The 13,698-nt window shown below is 49.2% G+C and carries 18 protein-coding genes; 7 read left to right on the top strand and 11 right to left on the bottom strand.

What is annotated here, in order from left to right:
* Positions 1-22: 22 nt before the first annotated feature.
* On the bottom strand, positions 23-1,153 hold the full coding sequence (locus WHS43_07620) for an aspartate aminotransferase family protein (protein ID MEJ5339507.1): 1,131 nt from the start codon (positions 1,151-1,153) through the stop codon (positions 23-25).
* 203 nt (positions 1,154-1,356) lie between these two features.
* Here WHS43_07620 and WHS43_07615 point away from each other — a divergent pair, with 203 nt between their 5' ends.
* Positions 1,357-2,076 (top strand): hypothetical protein, encoded by a 720-nt coding sequence (locus tag WHS43_07615; GenBank protein ID MEJ5339506.1) that lies wholly within the window; start codon positions 1,357-1,359, stop codon positions 2,074-2,076.
* Here WHS43_07615 and WHS43_07610 read toward each other — a convergent pair.
* Positions 2,064-3,755 carry an NAD+ synthase gene (locus WHS43_07610; GenBank protein ID MEJ5339505.1) on the bottom strand — a complete coding sequence of 564 codons (1,692 nt, stop codon included), beginning with the start codon at positions 3,753-3,755 and terminating at the stop codon, positions 2,064-2,066. The two genes, WHS43_07615 and WHS43_07610, sit on opposite strands and share 13 nt — an antisense overlap.
* 73 nt (positions 3,756-3,828) lie before the next feature.
* On the opposite strand from WHS43_07610, the gene hfq reads away from it, so the two are divergent.
* From hfq to WHS43_07585, 5 genes are read left to right on the top strand one after another with little or no spacing between them, the layout of a single operon-like run.
* A complete protein-coding gene (hfq, locus tag WHS43_07605) occupies positions 3,829-4,038 on the top strand; it encodes an RNA chaperone Hfq (protein ID MEJ5339504.1) in 210 nt (69 codons plus the stop codon).
* Entirely contained in the window at positions 4,038-5,144 is a 1,107-nt protein-coding gene (gene hflX / locus WHS43_07600; GenBank protein ID MEJ5339503.1) for a GTPase HflX, read from the top strand. The genes hfq and hflX overlap by 1 nt, the downstream gene beginning before the upstream one ends.
* Positions 5,141-6,433, top strand: a complete 1,293-nt coding sequence (locus WHS43_07595) for an adenylosuccinate synthase (GenBank protein ID MEJ5339502.1) — start codon at positions 5,141-5,143, stop codon at positions 6,431-6,433. Before hflX ends, WHS43_07595 begins: the two co-directional genes overlap by 4 nt.
* Entirely contained in the window at positions 6,418-6,654 is a 237-nt protein-coding gene (locus WHS43_07590) for a hypothetical protein (protein MEJ5339501.1), read from the top strand. The genes WHS43_07595 and WHS43_07590 overlap by 16 nt, the downstream gene beginning before the upstream one ends.
* A gap of 40 nt (positions 6,655-6,694) precedes the next feature.
* Positions 6,695-7,303 (top strand): CDP-alcohol phosphatidyltransferase family protein, encoded by a 609-nt coding sequence (locus WHS43_07585; protein ID MEJ5339500.1) that lies wholly within the window; start codon positions 6,695-6,697, stop codon positions 7,301-7,303.
* Here the strand turns inward: WHS43_07585 and WHS43_07580 are convergent.
* The 9 genes from WHS43_07580 to WHS43_07540 form a co-directional block, all read right to left on the bottom strand.
* On the bottom strand, positions 7,227-8,324 hold the full coding sequence (locus WHS43_07580) for a glycosyltransferase (GenBank protein ID MEJ5339499.1): 1,098 nt from the start codon (positions 8,322-8,324) through the stop codon (positions 7,227-7,229). The two genes, WHS43_07585 and WHS43_07580, sit on opposite strands and share 77 nt — an antisense overlap.
* Positions 8,321-9,052: a metal ABC transporter permease gene (locus tag WHS43_07575; GenBank protein MEJ5339498.1), complete on the bottom strand. Its 732-nt coding sequence runs from the start codon at positions 9,050-9,052 to the stop codon at positions 8,321-8,323. The genes WHS43_07580 and WHS43_07575 overlap by 4 nt, the downstream gene beginning before the upstream one ends.
* Positions 9,049-9,933: a zinc ABC transporter substrate-binding protein gene (locus WHS43_07570; GenBank protein MEJ5339497.1), complete on the bottom strand. Its 885-nt coding sequence runs from the start codon at positions 9,931-9,933 to the stop codon at positions 9,049-9,051. Before WHS43_07570 ends, WHS43_07575 begins: the two co-directional genes overlap by 4 nt.
* On the bottom strand, positions 9,930-10,154 hold the full coding sequence (locus WHS43_07565) for a hypothetical protein (protein ID MEJ5339496.1): 225 nt from the start codon (positions 10,152-10,154) through the stop codon (positions 9,930-9,932). The genes WHS43_07570 and WHS43_07565 overlap by 4 nt, the downstream gene beginning before the upstream one ends.
* Positions 10,155-10,321: 167 nt before the next feature.
* Positions 10,322-11,752: a hypothetical protein gene (locus WHS43_07560; protein MEJ5339495.1), complete on the bottom strand. Its 1,431-nt coding sequence runs from the start codon at positions 11,750-11,752 to the stop codon at positions 10,322-10,324.
* 12 nt (positions 11,753-11,764) lie between these two features.
* Positions 11,765-12,103, bottom strand: coding sequence for a hypothetical protein (locus WHS43_07555; protein MEJ5339494.1), 339 nt, complete (start codon positions 12,101-12,103; stop codon positions 11,765-11,767).
* A 46-nt stretch (positions 12,104-12,149) separates the two neighbouring features.
* Positions 12,150-12,440 carry a hypothetical protein gene (locus tag WHS43_07550; GenBank protein MEJ5339493.1) on the bottom strand — a complete coding sequence of 97 codons (291 nt, stop codon included), beginning with the start codon at positions 12,438-12,440 and terminating at the stop codon, positions 12,150-12,152.
* A gap of 4 nt (positions 12,441-12,444) precedes the next feature.
* Positions 12,445-12,735 carry a nucleotidyltransferase domain-containing protein gene (locus WHS43_07545; protein ID MEJ5339492.1) on the bottom strand — a complete coding sequence of 97 codons (291 nt, stop codon included), beginning with the start codon at positions 12,733-12,735 and terminating at the stop codon, positions 12,445-12,447.
* Positions 12,716-13,147, bottom strand: coding sequence for a nucleotidyltransferase substrate binding protein (locus WHS43_07540; protein ID MEJ5339491.1), 432 nt, complete (start codon positions 13,145-13,147; stop codon positions 12,716-12,718). Before WHS43_07540 ends, WHS43_07545 begins: the two co-directional genes overlap by 20 nt.
* An 18-nt stretch (positions 13,148-13,165) precedes the next feature.
* Here WHS43_07540 and mog point away from each other — a divergent pair, with 18 nt between their 5' ends.
* Positions 13,166-13,696, top strand: a complete 531-nt coding sequence (gene mog / locus WHS43_07535; GenBank protein ID MEJ5339490.1) for a molybdopterin adenylyltransferase — start codon at positions 13,166-13,168, stop codon at positions 13,694-13,696.
* The last annotated feature ends 2 nt before the right edge of the window (positions 13,697-13,698 follow it).

Here is a 13,698-nt window from a genome sequence, read left to right as displayed (position 1 = left end):
GCTCACGCATATTAATATAGCACTATCTGAGGACTTCTGCCAGTATACCCATGGCTTCGTCCACATGCTGTTCCTGAATTATGAGGGGGGGCACAAACCTGAGAACCCTCTCTGAAGTGCAGTTTATCACAAGACCCTTCTCAAGAGCCTTCAACGCCACCTGAGAGCATTCCCCGTCCAGCTCAAGACCAAGCATTAGACCCCTTCCCTTCACCCTGCCTGCCTTCAGCTCCTCAAGCCTGTGTTTAAAGTAATTCCCTACCCTCTCTATCTGGGGAAGAAGACTCTTTACCTTTTTTACCACCACCATGGCGCCCGCACAGACCAGAGGGTTGCCCCCAAAAGTTGAGCCGTGAGAGCCCGGCTTGAAAGCCTGTGCCACCTCCTCCCTTGCCAGAAGCGCACCTATGGGAAGCCCACCCCCCAGACCCTTGGCAAGGGTTATGATGTCTGGCTGTATGCCGTAGTGCTCGTAGGCGTAGAACTTCCCGGTTCTTCCAACACCTGTCTGCACCTCGTCCACCACAAGAAGTAGACCCTCCCTTCTGCAGAGCTCCTGAAGCCTCTGGAGAAACTCCATCTGAGCCTCGTTTATGCCACCTTCGCCCTGAATGACCTCAAGCATTATGCCTGCAGTTTCTTTTCTGAGAGCCCTCAGCACCGACTGGAAGTTGTTAAACTCTGCATAGTCAAAGCCCTCCAGCAGTGGTTCAAAGCCTTTCTGAATCTTCTCCTGAGCGGTTGCAGACATGGCACCGAAGGTCCTTCCATGAAAGCCCCTGTAGAAGGTGATAATCCTATATCTCTTTTCCCCCCTCTCGTAGAAGTATCTTCTCACCAGCTTTATGGCTCCCTCGTTGGCCTCTGCCCCGCTGTTGCAGAAGAAGACCTTTCCCCTTGTCCAGAAGCTTTTGATAAGCTCACCAGCCAGCTCTTCCTGCCAGGGGTTTTCAAAGAGGTTGGAAACGTGCAAAAGCCTCTGAGTCTGCTCGCAGATAGCCTGAGTGAGCTCAGGGTCTGCATAACCCAGAGCATTGACCGCAATACCTGCCAGAAGGTCAAGGTATTTCCTGCCCTGCTCGTCGTAAAGGTACACGCCCTTCCCCCTCACAAAGCGGACAGGAAGCCTTCTGTAAGTGTCCATAAGGTGCATGGCTAAATAGTCTACCACTTCTTAACTATTTTTAACCGGACTGGTATGTTATAACGCAAGTTGCAGGTTAGACTACAGCCATCTATCTTTACCTCTTGACCACACTGAACACATTCTCAGCAAGCCTCCTGTATCCTTTTCAGCTCAGGTTATAATATTGATATTGAATGTGCTTTTTAACATGGTTTTATGGAGGTATAAAGATGAGAAAGTTAGCACTTGTTATGGTAATGTATTCTCCTGCCCTTGCCTTCTTTCCCTTTGAGGCAGAGGACGCAGGCACGCTGGGAGGACTGGGAAACTTCCAGTTTGAAACCAATTACGCCAGCTTTAAATACTACAACGGAGCAAGAAGGCAGAGCCTGGACTTTCAGTTTCAGGCTGGACTTTTAAAGAACATGGACCTTGCCCTCCTTCAGCCCTATGTGAAGCTCAGGGAATGGGGGGAGAGGCTCAGCGGTCTGGACGACCTTAGGGTTTTCATAAAGCACATACCCTATGAGAAAGAGGGCTGGAGAGCAGGCTACAGGCTACAGCTCAACCTTGACACGGGCAAAAGGGGCATAGGCTACGGAAAGACCACCGCCAACCTCAACCTTATTCTTGAAAGAGACATAGGTAGGCTCACCCTCAACCTGAACGGCGTATACCTAAAGTCCTCCCATGTGGAAGGTCTGAGGGACGCCTACGGCGTCATATTTCATGCCTACGGCAGACCCACTCAGTGGCTCACCCTCGGTGCAGAGCTAAAATACATAAGACCAGAGCAGAGAGAATCAAAGAGAGATACCCATGCTCTCCTTGGCATACTACTGCATCCCACAGAAAGCATAGACCTCAGCTTTGGTCTTCACAAAAGCCTCAACAAACATCCTGCACAGCCAGACTATGGCTTTCTTGCCGGCTTTCTCTACAGGTTCTGATAGCCGTTGCTTATGGGCATCCTCCAGTCCTTTCCAAAGGCTCTCTTTGTGAGCTTTGGACCGGGAGGTGCTTGCTTTCTTTTGTATTCCGCTCTTTTTACCATCTGCAAAACTCTTCTTACAAGCTCCCTGTCATACCCTTCAGATACTATCTCCTCCAGACCCATGCCCTCCTCTATGTGCAGCTCCAGAACCCTGTCCAAGAGCTCGTAAGGTGGAAGGGTGTCCTGGTCTGTCTGACCGGGCCTTAGCTCTGCGGTGGGAGGTCTCAGGAACACCCTCTCGGGAATGTCTGGGCTAATGGAGTTTCTGTATCTGGCAAGCCTGTAGACCCATGTTTTGTAAAGGTCCTTTATGGGGGCAAAGCCCCCCGCCATGTCTCCGTAGATAGTGGTGTATCCCACCGCAGACTCGCTCTTGTTGGAGGTAGACAGCACAAGCCAGCCATACCTGTTGGAAAGGTAAAAGAGTATGTTTGCCCTTATGCGAGCCTGAAGGTTTTCCTCTGCGGTTGTAAGCTCCTGTGAATTTACAGTATTGAGATAGCTCCTGTAAACCTCTGTGATGGGATATTCAAGAAGCTCAAAGCCTAAATTTTTTGCAAGTTGGTAAACATCCTCTCTGCTCTCTCTGGAGGTAAACTCCGAAGGCATAAAAACGCCAACCACCTTCTCCTTTCCCAGGGCGTCCACCGCAAGGCAGGCAACAAGAGAAGAGTCTATCCCACCAGAAAGACCCAGAACCACCCTTTCAAAGGAGTTCTTCCTCACGTAGTCCTCTAATGCCAGCCTTATGGCTCTGTAGAGCTCTTCCTCCTCTGAAGGGGAGCTTTCCACACGGGCAGACACCCTTTCCCTTTCCGGAAAGTCCGAAAGCGATACGGGTTTTACCCTTTCTACAACCCTCTCGCGGAGTCTGAGGTCTAAAAGCCTTTTCCTTCTTACCCTCTCTATATCAAGGCTTACAAGGAGCAGGTCTTCCTCAAAGGCCTTTGCCCTTGCCATAACCTTGCCCTCCGGGTCCACAACAATGCTCCTGCCGTCAAAGACCAGCTCATCCTGTCCCCCCACCATGTTCACGTAGACCACATATGCCAGATTGTCCTGAGCCCGAGCCTTCAGGAAGTTCTCTTTGAACTGATACTTCCCTCTGTAGTAGGGAGAGGCGTTTATGTTTATGAGCACTTCACAGCCAGAAAGGGCGTAGTATCTTTCCCAGCCGTCGGGATGCCATATGTCCTCACACACAGAAAAGCCCACTCTTACGCCGTTTATTTCAAGCATGAGAGGCTCCCTTCCAGCTCTGAAGTATCGTTTCTCATCGAAAACAGAATAGTTGGGAAGGAAAGTTTTTTTATACACACCCAGCACCTCACCCCTGCCTATCAGCACAAGAGCGTTGTAAAGGTCTTCCTCGTAGTAGGGGGTTCCGAGAACTAAAAGTGAGGACATACCCCTGGATAAGCTCACAAGCTCATCAAGGGCTCTACGGCATTTTCTCAGAAAATCCAGCTTCAAAAGTAGGTCCTCAGGAGGATAACCACACAGAAAAAGTTCAGGGAAGATAAGGAGGTGGGATTGGGTATCTATCTTTTCCCATATACTCTTTATTTTCCGAAGATTTCCGCTTATGTCCCCCACAACTGGATTTGTCTGGCAGAGGGTTATACTGAGAGACATGGCTTAATATTTTAGACCTTTAAAGGCTTGACTGAAGCAAAAAGTTTTATAATTTATAATGGAGGTTTGCAGGATGTTTATGGAGAAGAACACGAACGTGCAGGACGAATACATAGAAGAGCTCAAGAGAAAGGGTGCTACCGTAACCGTGTTCCTGACAAGAGGGAACAGAATAACGGGCAAGGTGCTTGACCATGATAAGTACACCTTGCTTCTTGAGGTGGAAGGCGAACCAAACCTCATATACAAGCACGCCATAAGCACCATAGTGCAAGGGGGTTAATGAAAAGTATTCTCGTAAGCCTCATAGAAAACAGCAAGAAGGATAGCAGCGAATCTCTTGAGGAACTCAAGGAACTTCTCAAGGCGGTGGGGGGCCACTGCCTTGGATACATAATCCAGAGGAAGAGCCATCCAGACCCTAAATACTATGTGGGTGCAGGAAAAGTGGAAGAGATAAGGCAGGTGGCAGAAGGCACCGGAGCGGATGTGGTCATATTCGACACCTTCTTGAGCCCCTCTCAGGTGGCAAACCTTGAAAGGGCTATAGGCAGGAGAATTATGGACAGGGCAGACCTTGTGTTGGAAATATTTTCCAGGAGGGTAAGGTCAAAGACCGCCAAGCTGCAGGTAGAGCTGGCAAAGCTCACATACGAGCTCCCGAGACTCTACGGAAGAGGAAAGGAGCTCTCAAGGCTTGGGGGTGGCGTGGGAACAAGGGGCCCTGGTGAGCAGGAGGCAGAGATAAGAAGAAGATGGATAAAGAGGAGAATACAGCAGATAAAGGAGGAACTTGAGGACATAAAAAGGCAGAGAAGAGAGCAGAGGAAAAAGAGGGAAAGCTCAGGAGAGCTCAAAGTTATAAAGGTAGCCCTTGTAGGCTACACAAACGTGGGAAAGTCCAGCCTGATGAGAGCCCTCACGGGGAGAGAAACACTGGTGGCGAACATGCCTTTTGCCACACTTGACACCACAACCTCTGCAAGGCTTCTCTTTCCAGACATAAAGGTTCTGATCACCGACACGGTGGGCTTTATCAGAAAGCTACCTCCTGAGCTCATAGAGTCCTTCAAGGCAACCCTTGAGGAGGTGCAGGAGGCGGACATTATCCTGCATGTGATAGACCTTTCGGACAAGGGCTGGCTTGAGAAGGTAAAGGTGGTCAGAGATATACTCAGAGACCTCTCTGCAGAGGAAAAGCCTGTTATATACGTTTTCAACAAAGCGGACAGAGTGGTGGAAAAGGAGGAGGACATAAAGTATCTTACAGAGCCCGCCTTTATGGAAGGCAGGTCAGTGGTGGTTTCCGCAGTTAAGGGTTGGGGGATAAGAGATTTGCTTGAAGCTATAAGGGAAAAGGTGGAAGAGCTTCAGGGAGCGATTGGATGAAGAGACATCTTGTGATACTGGGCGCCCAGTGGGGCGATGAAGGAAAGGGTAAGGTGGTGGACCTTCTCTCTGCGGACTTTGATATGGTAGTCCGATATCAGGGTGGAAGCAACGCAGGGCATACGGTGATGGTGGGGGATGAAAAGTTCGTCCTGCACCTTCTGCCAACCGGGATACTCCATGAGCATGCAGTGGGTGTGGTGGCTCAGGGTATGGTGGTGGACCTGGAGCTTCTGGTCAGGGAGATGGAGGAGCTCCAGGCAAGGGGTCTGAAAGTATGGGAAAGAGTTTTTATCAGCGACAGGGCGCACCTTGTGCTCCCCTACCATAAGGTGCTTGACTCTCTCTTTGAGAGGAAGGGAAAGATAGGAACCACCCTGAGGGGTATAGGACCCTCTTACATGTTCAAGTATGGAAGGAAGGGTATAAGGGTCTGCGACCTTGAGGACCCGGACAGAACCTACAGGCTAATAAAGGAAAACATAGAGTTTGTAGCAGACCTGTGTGAGAAGGTCTACTGCGAAAACCACAGCATGGATGCACAGGAAATATTTGAAGGCACCATGGAAAACTACAGAAGGATAAGGGAGAGGGTAGTGGATACCACGCGTCTGCTTCTGAACTTTGAGGGCAGAGTGCTTTTTGAAGGTGCTCAGGGAACCATGCTGGACATAGACATGGGCACATACCCCTATGTTACCTCCTCCAACGCCTCAGCCCTTGGACTTTCCAACGGAACGGGGCTTCCACCAAAATACTTTTTAGAAGCAAGCTTCTGGGCCGTCTCAAAGGCATACGCCACAAGGGTGGGAGAAGGACCTTTTCCCACAGAATTGAAGGGAGAAGAGGGCGAACTTCTCAGAGAAAGGGGCGGAGAGTATGGAGCTACTACGGGAAGACCAAGGAGGTGTGGATGGCTTGACCTGGTTGCCCTCAGGCATGCGGTGGAAGTGAACGGGCTTGACGGGCTTATAATCACAAAGCTGGACGTGCTGGATGCTTTTGAAGAGATAAAGGTCTGCGTAGCCTACGAAATTGATGGAAGAGAAAGAGACAGCTTTCCTGCAAGCCTGAGTGCCCTCTCAAGAGTAAAACCTGTTTACAGGACCTTTAAGGGCTGGCTAAGAGACACCAAGGGGGCAAAAGACCTACAAAGCCTTCCAGAGCAAGCCCTCTCCTACCTTGACTTTATCCAGAGCTATCTGGGTGTTCCCATAGTGATGCTTTCCACAGGTCCGGAAAGGGAGGAATACCTCTGGCTTGAAGTGCCCGCATGGAAGGAAGGGTGAGGCTTTCTGAAAAGACTCTCAGGTCAATAAGGGAAACTGCAGAGGAGGTCTTTGGCAAGGAGGTGGAGGTCTATCTCTTTGGCTCAAGGACAGACCCTGCGGAAAGAGGGGGAGACATAGACCTGCTTATAAAAGCACCCATGAAAGTGGTGCCGTATCCAGAGGGTGAAGAGGAAAAGCCCATACACAGGATAGCATTGGAAGAAGGTGTAAGGCTTTGAGAGAAAAGCAAGTTCCCGCTCTTATACACTACTACACCGCCTGCCAGAAGAACTACACAGATATGAAGGAGGAGGGAATATTCTCTTCATAAGGGTTAGAGGAAAAAGGCTAAGGCTCCTGCCAAGCCTGCTAAGCTCTACCAGAATCCTGCTTGGACTGCTCTTTCTGTTTTTCCTGCTTAAAGGCAGGCTTGGAGAAGGGCTCCTTGTTTTTATTCTAGGTGTCTTCAGCGACAAGCTGGATGGCTTTCTGGCAAGGAGGTTCAGGGTAGAGAGTGAGGCTGGAAAGGTTGTAGACCCCGTATCGGACAGGATATTTGTAGCTCTTGCTTTTCTTGCCCTTTATTTTGCACCGCTCAAGATTGACGTGAGCTGGTGGGCTGTTCTGCTAACGGTGGGGCAGGACATTGCTCTCGCACCTGTGGGCGCTTATGCAACCCTCATCAGACACAGGGTAAAGGTTTCAATTCTTGGAAAGCTCGTCACCTTCTATCAGTATCTTTTTGTTATGCTTGTCCTTTTTCTGAACCTTCTTGACGTGAGCCTAAACCTGCTACCCTTTGAGCTCCTTCTTATAACCCTAAACCTTCTTTCTGCAGGGCATCATGTATACCTCTGGCTACTGAAAGGGAAGAATGGGGCTTCCTGAGCCTTCTTATGTTTTCTCTAAGAGATTCCCTGAACTGGCTATCTTCAAAGAAGAACCTCAGGACTCTACCGAGCTCTCTCCTGTTGCCGGCAACCATTCCCGCCTCGTTTTTCAGAAGATACAGAGCGTTGTAGTATTCCTGACCGGGGAGTGGTCTGTAGACGAGAAGAGGTGTCTCTGCAGAAAGAGCTTCTGAAGTGGTTATGCCACCTGCCTTTGATATGAGAAGAACAGACCTACCCATATATCTCGCCATCTCTTCGTGGGTGAGGACTCCTTCAACCGCCTCAACCCTTCTGAATCTCATTTTCACCTTCTGATAAAGTCTTCTGTCGGTGCCACACAGCAGTGTTATTTTTAGGTTCCGGGGAACAACTTCTTCGACCACCTTACATATCTCCATAACGGAGGGGGTCATACCAAACATACCTGCACTTATGAGGACTGTGTCCCTGTCTCTTTCCCGGAACTTCTCAAACTCGGGATTTATGGGTATACCCGTGACTTGAACCCATCCGCAGACCACACCCTTTCTGTGTAAGTGAAACTTTACCTCCTCTGAAGGCACGAAGTAAACATCTATACCGTCATGAAGCCACTGCACATGGGCAACGAAGTCCGTTATCACCACAAAACTCTTCGGAACAGAAAAGCCTCTCTCTCTAAGTATCCTGAGCATGCCCGCGTAGGTAGGGTAGACCGCCACCACCGCATCCGGTCTTTCTTCTTCTAAAAGCTCCCTCAGCTTATCAATGCCCGGAAGGGAGAGGAGAAAGTTAAGGATGCTGTCCTTTTCAAGGTCATAGGTGGAGTTGTAAAAAAGCCCGTAAACTCCGGGAAAGTATTTCATCATGTATACGTAGAACCTTGCGTTAATCTGGTTCAGTCTCGGGTTCATGAGGTGGTAGGGGTCTTCTATCCTGACGCTTGCAGAGTAGTTTTCCTCAAGGGCTCTTTTGATAGCCCTTGCAACGCTGTTATGCCCCCCACCAAAAGAAGAGGTGAGTATCAACACCTTCATTTAGCCATTTTAATTATAAACACAGCAAGCCCCATTAGAGAGTGTAAGAAAACAAGACTATATCCAGTGGGCATATCAAGCCAGAAGGAAAGGGCTATTGCCAGAAAGCTCCAGAAGGTCCCCCATACCCAGGCAAAGACAAGCCCCCTACCCAGAAGCAGAGAAACGAGGGCAGGGGATACAAGAAGAGAGAAGACCACAAGCACGCCAGCAAGCTTGACTGAGCTGGCAAGGGTAAGGGAAAATAGGGCAAAAAAGGAAAGCTCCCGCAGAAGCCCTCTGAGATACCTGCGAAGGTATAGCATTATGCCGATGGCGGAGTATATGAATGCGGTTTTTAACACCTCTTCAAGTCTTACGAAAAGGATGTCGCTGGCTGTGAGCCTTTTGAGCTCCTCCATGCCATGGGCAGAGAAGGACAGTATAAGAACTACAAGGGAAAAGCCAAGGGCGTAGAGAAGACCTATGAAGGCTTCAGCATAATCTTTAAGCCTTTGAGACAGGGCTATGAGAAGGCTGGCAAGCAGGCCAAAGAACAAGGAAAATAAGTAGGTATATTCTCCATGAAAGAGCATGAGGGAGAGGGCAATGCCCACCCCTGAAAACTGAGCCACCGCAATGTCTGTGAAGATTATACCCCTGCGGACTATCTCCCTGCCAAAGTAGGCATGAATGCCCACAAGCAACACAGAGAGAAGAAAGCTGGAAAGAAACAAGTCCCATATCACTGAGATAGCCTCCTCAGGATTATGTCATACATTTCAAAAAGGCTTTTTGCACCTTCGGAGCCCACGTCGCTGGGAAGTATAGCCACCTTTGCACCTATTTGCTCTGCCACCCTCTGGGCAGTCCTTCTCTCTCCAGCCCTGAAGCCCTCAATGACCACATACCTCACCCCCTGACCTTTTGCGGAGGACACAAGCTGTTCAAGATGTCTTGCGGTGGGGGGAATACCAGGAATAGGCTCTAAGGTGCCTATAGTCTGTATTCCATAGCGATTAAAGAGATAGTTGTAGGTTTTATGCCACTGGATAACTTTCAAGCCTCTGAGCTTTAAAAAGCCCTCGTCCCATTCCTTCAGCTTTGCATTCCATCTTCTGAGGAAGTCCTCAAGGTTTGACCTGTAGAAAGAGCATTCAGACTGCCTGAGCTGACACATCCTTTCGGTGACCGCTTTTGCGAGCACTGGAATGTTGTAGGGGTCATACACGTAGTGAGGATTTCCCTCCGGATGCACGTCCCCCATCTCTCTGGAAACCCTCTCAGGCTTTTCTATTATCTGGACAAACTCCGAGAGATCCAGAAAACCCTCCCTTCCCGGCTGAATTCTTGGATTGTTGGACTGCTGAAGGAGTGGTGGAAGAAAGCCAACTTCAAGGCTCGCACCGTTTATAACCAGCAGGTCCGCATCCCTTAGCTTTGCTATATGAGAAGGTCTTGGCACCACAAAGTGAAAATCTTCATCCGGACGGGCTATAACATGCACCCTTACCCTGTCCCCACCCACTTCCTTCACCAGCTCCCCTATCCATGGGTAGGTGGCAACTACCCTCAGCTGGGCAGAGGCAAAGGAGAGGCTAAGGAGCAAAAAGACCAGCAGACTTTTCATGGCTCACACCTCCTTGTATGTTTACCCCCTTCCCCCTCAGCCTCCCCTCCCCTTATAGAGGAAAGGAGCTTTTTACTACCTATAAGCAGGGCAAGACCCACCACGCTGGCTGAAGCCCCAAGGCATGCGGGACAGTGCCCACAACCGCAGGCAGAAAACACCCCAAGGGTGCCAGCGTAAGGAACAAGAGGGAGCGTCTTTACGAAGACTTTCTTAAGCATAATAACCCCTCCCCCCTCCTGTCATAAACGGTGCTTCCACAGTAGAGGGAGCAAGGCTCAGCGTGACCGAAGAGACAGAGCGATTAGAAAATTTCTTAATGAAAAAGATTTTGATTGTATTCTTGCAGGGAGTTAGATATGCGGGGAGTGACCCCCCGCCTGCGATTTCAGAAAGGATGCGCACCATGGGCTCCTATGGCAAAGTTGAACTGCAGGATGACCTCTTTTACGGGCTTGCGTTTCTGACCCTCGTAGAAGGCTCTGTTTTCTCCCACCTGAAGCCTTATGCGTGAAAACTCAGTGGGTGTGTATTCAAGCATGGCGTAGTAGGCAGGAAGGTTGTCGGGTGCCCACAGGGCAGTGCCGTTTCTTTTAACATCGTTCTTGTTTATAAGCTCATAGCGAACACCTGCCCTCCACTGCTTGTGGAACCTGCCCACAAGCTGTGCATAAAAACCTGCCTGTTTTCTGTCAATCTTTGCTGTAGTCACGTTCCCAGCGTTGTTAAAGCCATACCTTGTCCCATCCTGGTCTCTCCACATATACTCACCCTGCAGAGCCAGATATCTGACGCTGTCTATCTGATATCTTGCGGTAAGGTCAAAGCCGTATAGCTTGGTCTTCGCATCCAGTCCGTGGTCGTCATGAGCGTGTCTGTGCTTACCCTGAGCGTAAGAAAGCCCGGTAAGCACGGAGAGCCTTCCAAGGTCAAAGGAGGTCTTCATATAGCCCACATAGAGGTTTGGAACTGGCTTGTCGCCAATTTCAAAGGTATTGCTTGGATTGTTTGGGTCAGTTATGGTAAAGCCCTTGTAGCCAAAGCTCTGGTCGTTCTCCCCCTGAAGCACCTCAAGACCAAAGAGAAGATAAAAGGGTGTAGGTGCAAGCCAGTTTATACCTATGCCTTTCTCCACAAGCCCGTCATCACCAAGAAATACCTTGTTGGGAAGTGGCTGGGTGGCAAAGTCCCATGCGTGAGGGTGCTGTGCGTTGAGCCTTCCAAAACCGCTCCTGAACTTACCCACCTTCAGCTGTAAGCCACCGGGAAGACCTCTAGTGACCGCATAGGCTTCTTCTATTTCCGCACCATCTTCGGAGAAGGGTATGGTCGCATACAGGTCAAAGTAAGGGTCAACAGGAGCATACAGATACAGCTCTCCGTAGTTGAGGTTAAAGCCTCTCTTATCGTTCAGGAGTGCATGTCCGTGCCCGTTGTGCTCGTGCCTGTGCCAGAGCCTGGGAATTACAAGCTCCTCGTATTCCTTATCCTTTCTGTTTCTTGCCACCGCAGAAAAGTCCAGTATGAAGGAAATGTCGGGTAGAAAGGCGGTCTGTCTGAAGGGAGAAACCTGATATGCTCTCAGTCTTTCGTCAAACTTTGCCCTGAGCTGGAGACTTCTGTCTGCGGGCTCTGGCTTTGTGAGCTCTTTCTTTTCCTCTGGCTTTGACTGCTGAGCTTTTTCAAGGGACTGAATTTTTCTTTCCAGCTCCTGTATGAGCTTTCTATGCTCTTCCAGCTGACGCTTCAAGTCCTGAAGGTTTTCCTGTGCAAAGGTAAAGCCAAACAGACCTGTCAGAAAAATAAAAGCCTTTCTCATCTCTTCACCTCCTTAAAGTGTTATGACCTGCTGGACGCCCAGTTGCTGGGCTTTTCCATAAAGGTTTGGAAAACACCCTATAGTGGCACCATCCACGAGTTTGTCCGCTATGTTTCTTTCGTAACAGCACTGGTCGCAACCCATCAGAAAGCCAATCTTTCCATCCCTGAGAAGTTTTGCAAGCCTCTCCCCTATGGGGTTTCCCTTCACCAGCACATAGTTGTTGTCAAGAAAGAAAAACATCCCTGAGACCTCTACCGGGTGGGCGTCGTTTTCCAGCTGGGGCAGTATCATTCTGCCCAGTATGTAGCTGGCGCTGTTTAGCGTGCTGAAAATGTATAAAACTTTCATGGCATGCACCTCCTTTTGAGTTTTTATAAGGGGTCGGTGTAGAGGTTTAGAGGGCAGGAGGTGCTCTACAGTGCGTGGTCTTTATAAGGGGTTTAAATACTGGCTGAAGGGGTTTTTCCTGAAATTTTACAGGGATTGTGAGAATTCTTATGTCTAAACTGGGCTTGTAGCTGGGGGTGTCCAGCTGGGTATGCTGGAGGATACATACGGAGCAGTCTACATGAAGCTCATGGTCCTCGTGGTGATGCTCTGCCACCGCAAAGTCCGCAAAGAGCAGGAGCAGCGTGCTGAGAAGGGAGACCACCAGCTTCATGCTGAAAGTGATTTTAACATTCACAATATCAGATGTCAACCTTCTCAGGATATATCTCTAAAGCTTCCTCTGGCAACTGCCAGTTCATTATAAGGTCAATCTTATAAGGTATGTCAAGCTCCTCAAGCTCTGAGTAGAGCTTCAGGTAGCGGTCAAAGCTCATACCCGGAGCCACAAGAAAAAGGTCTATGTCTGAAGCCTTAGAGTAATTGCCTCTTGCCCTTGAGCCAAAAAGATAAACCTTCTCCACCTCTGGATACTTTCTAAAGACGCTCTTTAGAAGTTCAAGAGTCTTAGTGTCAAGAGCTACTCTGTTCATATTCCTTCTCAAGCCTTTCAAAAGCGTTCTGGAGTTTTTCAAATTCTGACATATACTGTTCCACTATTGCTTTAATCACCTGCTCCGCAAGGCTCTGGTCGTAGGTGTGTGATGTGAGGTTTCTAGCAGACATCATCTGTATCCATAGCTCACCGTCCTCTATAAGACCATACCTGAAGGCTGTTCTTATGGCATCCCTTGAGCCTTTTATGTCCGTATGTCCCTGATAAAGAAGATAGTCTCTCAGTAAGTTCCAGCCAAGTTCAAACACATACTCAAAAGCTTGAATCATACCCTGCTTTTCCAGGTCTGTAAGCTGCCTTTCCCCGAATAGCTCCACCGCAGACCTGAGCTGTTTTAGAGCTTTTCTGTAGTTTTCAAGCCTGTAGACCCACCTTGGTTTTTGCTCCATGTTTTATAATGTTAACCCATGGAAAAGGCAAAAATAGGTGTTCTCACTATTTCTGACAGGGCAAGCAGGGGAGAATACGAGGACATAAGCGGTAAATACATAATAGAGTATGTGAACGAAGTTATAACCTCTCCTTTTGAGGTGGTTTATCGTATAGTTCCCGACGAGAGGGACCTAATAGAGGGTGCACTCATCCATATGTCAGATGTGGAGGGCTGTTGCCTGATACTCACCACAGGCGGGACGGGACCAGCGCCCAGGGATGTGACGCCTGAGGCTACAGAAGCGGTGTGCCAGAAGATGCTTCCTGGATTTGGTGAGCTCATGAGGGCGGTATCTCTAAAGCAGGTTCCCACTGCCATACTCTCACGCCAGACAGCAGGAATAAGAAACCGGACTCTCATAATAAACCTGCCGGGAAAGCCTCAATCCATAAAGGTATGTCTTGATGCCGTCTTCCCTGCAGTGCCTTACTGCATAGACCTCATAGGAGGTCCATACATAACCACCGACGAGACAAAGGTCAAAGCCTTCAGACCCTCAAAATAGAC

The organism is Aquificaceae bacterium, from assembly GCA_037481935.1.
Taxonomy (GTDB): Bacteria; Aquificota; Aquificia; order Aquificales; family Aquificaceae; genus Pampinifervens.
Note: the sequence above shows the minus strand (reverse complement) of the source record. Positions and strands in the feature narration are given on the sequence as shown.